This window comes from Leucobacter soli (assembly GCF_042659205.1).
GTDB lineage: Bacteria > Actinomycetota > Actinomycetes > Actinomycetales > Microbacteriaceae > Leucobacter > Leucobacter soli.
The window spans coordinates 1-2886 of record NZ_JBHSRW010000266.1; the positions used below are offsets into that span (position 1 = coordinate 1).

Here is a 2886-nt window from a genome sequence, read left to right on the forward strand (position 1 = left end):
CGCTGCCGGATCCCGACGGCCGCGTCCTCCGCTTCGAGACCGACGCGCGCGGCGCGCTCGAGCTGATCCAGAGCCGTCTCGGGGATCAGCTGCTCGGCGTGCGTGTCGGCTTCGCGACCGCGCCGCCGGCCCCGACCGGGCGCTCCACGGGCACCGGCGAGAGCGAGCACCCCCTCTTCTACGCGATCGACCGCCGCGCGCGCACCATCACCCTCTACCGGATGCCGATCCAGCGCGCCGGCGGACTGCACATCCCCGACGCCGAGCATCGCACGCTCTTCGTCGGGCGCTGCGTCTACCTCGCGGTCTGCGAGTACCTGGGGCGCGACCCCTGGGATCTTTTACCTGGTTACTTCGAGCACTACTGAGCCCCGCTCCGGCGGTCGCGGTTCAGCGGCGATCCCGGCGCGACAGGCTACTATCAGAGCATGAGCGCGCGGATTCTCGTCGTCGATGACGACAAGGCACTGGCCGAGATGCTCGGCATCGTGCTGCAGGGCGAAGGGTTCCTCACCGAGCATGCGGCGGACGGCGCGGAGGCCGTCGAGCAGTTCCGCGACATGCGACCCGACCTGGTGCTGCTCGATCTGATGCTCCCCGGTCTCGACGGCATCGAGGTGTGCACCCGGATCCGTGCCGAGTCGGGCGTGCCGATCATCATGCTCACGGCCCGCACCGACACGACCGATGTGGTGGCCGGGCTCGAGGCCGGCGCCGACGACTACGTGATGAAGCCCTTCAACCCGGCCGAGCTCATCGCCCGGGTGCGCGCGCGTCTGCGCGAGCCGCAGCAGGAGAGCAACGAAGAGCTGCGCATCGGCGACCTGTACATCGACGTGTCGGCGCACGAGGTGCGGCGCGGCACTCAGGTGATCCCGCTCACCCCCCTCGAGTTCGACCTGCTCGTGATCCTCGCCCGGAAGCCGCAGCAGGTGTTCACCCGCGAAGTCCTGCTCGAGCGGGTCTGGGGCTACCAGTACAAGGCCGACACCCGGCTCGTCAACGTGCATGTGCAGCGCCTGCGGGCCAAGATCGAGCTCGATCCCGACCACCCGGTCATCGTGACGACGGTGCGCGGCGTCGGTTATCGGGCAGGTGCCGCGCAACGACCCGGCGGCGCTCCGAGCACCGACTAGCCCGTGGTCGCCAGGAACGGACGCTCGGCGTTCCGGCAGCGGCTCCGGCGGCTCCGGCTCAGGTGGATCCGCTTCAGCCAACCGCTGCTCGGCCCGCTCCGCCGGCGCTGGAAGCGCTCCCTCAAGCTCCGCACCATGACGATCACGGGGATCGTGACGGGTGTGATGATCCTGATCGCGGGCACTTTCATCCTGACGAACGTCGGCGACGACCTGTATTCCGCGCGCCGCGATCAGGTGCTGCAGGACTCCGCCCGGGCGACGCTCGCCGCGCAGGGGCGGATCGACGCCTCCGACGCGAGCAACCGGGCGTCGATGCTGGCGCTCGCCGCCTCGGTCCGACGGACCGTGCAGGACACGTCGGCGAGCCAGCTGATCTACGTGCGGCGGCAGCCGGGGCAGGCGCCCGCCCCCGATGCGCCCGACGACTCGACGACGCTGCCGCAGCTGGTCGACGCCGTGACGCCGGAGCTCTCCGAAGCGGTGAAGCAGGGCGAGGCGCCGCAGTTCTGGCAGGCGGTGCGGCTGATGGACGACTCGGGCGTGGAGAACCCTGGGATCGTCGTCGCCTCGACGCTGAGCTTCCCCGCCGGGGCGGGCACCTACGACCTCTTCATCGGCTACGACCTCTCGGACACGGAGCGCGCGCTCGGCTTCATCAGCCGCACGCTCGCGCTCACCGCGCTGTTCCTCATGCTGCTGATCGGCGGGCTCGTGCTGGTCATCTCGAACATCGTGTTCCGGCCGATCCGGGTGGCGGCGAACACGAGTCGGCGCCTGGCCGCCGGCGATCGCGAGGCGCGCATGCCGCTGCAGAACGACGAGCACTTCGACCAGCTGTCGAAGGGCTTCAACGACATGGCCGACACCCTGCAGCGACGGATCGACGAGCTCGATCGGCTCTCCGAGATGCAGCAGCGCTTCGTCTCCGACGTCTCGCACGAGCTGCGCACGCCGCTGACGACGGTGCGGCTCGCGAGCGAGGTGCTGAAGGCGCAGGAGCACGACCCGGAGTCGAGCCAGGCGCGCGCGATCGAGGTGCTCGGTGACCAGATCGACCGCTTCGAGTCGCTCCTCACCGATCTGCTGGAGATCTCCCGGTACGACGCGGGGCGCGTGGTGATCGAGACCGAGCCCACGAACCTCGTCGCACTCACGAACGACGTCGTCGAGGGGCTGCGCCCGCTCTCCGGGAGCCCGATCGAGATCTGCACCGACGGCGGCTTCAGCCCGCTGGAGGTCGACGCGCGCCGGATCCGCCGCATCGTGTCGAACCTGGTCGGCAACGCGATCGAGCACGGGGAGGGCCGTCCGATCGTGGTCTCGGTGGACTCGAACGCGGGGGCGGTCGCGATCGGCGTCCGGGATTGGGGGGTGGGCTTGAGCAGCGAGCACATCGCGCACGTCTTCGACCGCTTCTGGCGGGCGGATCCGTCGCGCAAGCGCACGCTCGGGGGCACGGGCCTGGGGCTCGCCATCGCCCAGGAGGATGCCGCGGTGCACGGCGGAACGCTCGAGGCCTGGTCGCGGCTGGGCGAGGGGTCGCACTTCCTGCTGACCCTGCCGCGGGCCGCGTACCCAGGATCCTTCGTGTCGCCGATCCCGCTGGTGCCGGAGGACGTGACGTCGGATCGCGACGCCGTGGAGACGGCCGGGGGATGGCTGCGGCGCGCGAGCCGCCGATTGAGTCGGGAGGCGAGGCGATGAGGGCACGGCGAGGGATCGGGATCGACGCGCTCGCCGCCGTGCT

General features: G+C 70.7%; 3 protein-coding genes. All 3 read left to right on the plus strand.

Annotated elements, in window-relative coordinates; genetic code table 11:
• Positions 1 to 2: 2 nt before the first annotated feature.
• Genes ACFPZL_RS11905 through mtrB form a run of 3 tightly spaced genes read left to right on the plus strand, consistent with a single transcriptional unit; the run spans position 3 to position 2843 of the window.
• Complete coding sequence (locus ACFPZL_RS11905; protein ID WP_382335561.1) at positions 3 to 368, plus strand: hypothetical protein; 366 nt, start codon at positions 3 to 5, stop codon at positions 366 to 368.
• A 60-nt stretch (positions 369 to 428) separates the two neighbouring features.
• Positions 429 to 1136, plus strand: coding sequence for an MtrAB system response regulator MtrA (mtrA, locus tag ACFPZL_RS11910; protein WP_218116371.1), 708 nt, complete (start codon positions 429 to 431; stop codon positions 1134 to 1136).
• Between the two features lie 3 nt (positions 1137 to 1139).
• The gene (gene mtrB / locus ACFPZL_RS11915) at positions 1140 to 2843 is read left to right on the plus strand and encodes an MtrAB system histidine kinase MtrB (RefSeq protein ID WP_218116370.1); all 1704 of its coding nucleotides are present in this window, start codon (positions 1140 to 1142) and stop codon (positions 2841 to 2843) included.
• Positions 2844 to 2886: the final 43 nt, after the last annotated feature.

Bases quoted from the DNA above. Each gene is read 5' to 3' on its own strand.
- mtrA (WP_218116371.1), top strand. From the start codon at position 429: ATGAGCGCGCGGATTCTCGTCGTCGATGACGACAAGGCACTGGCCGAG.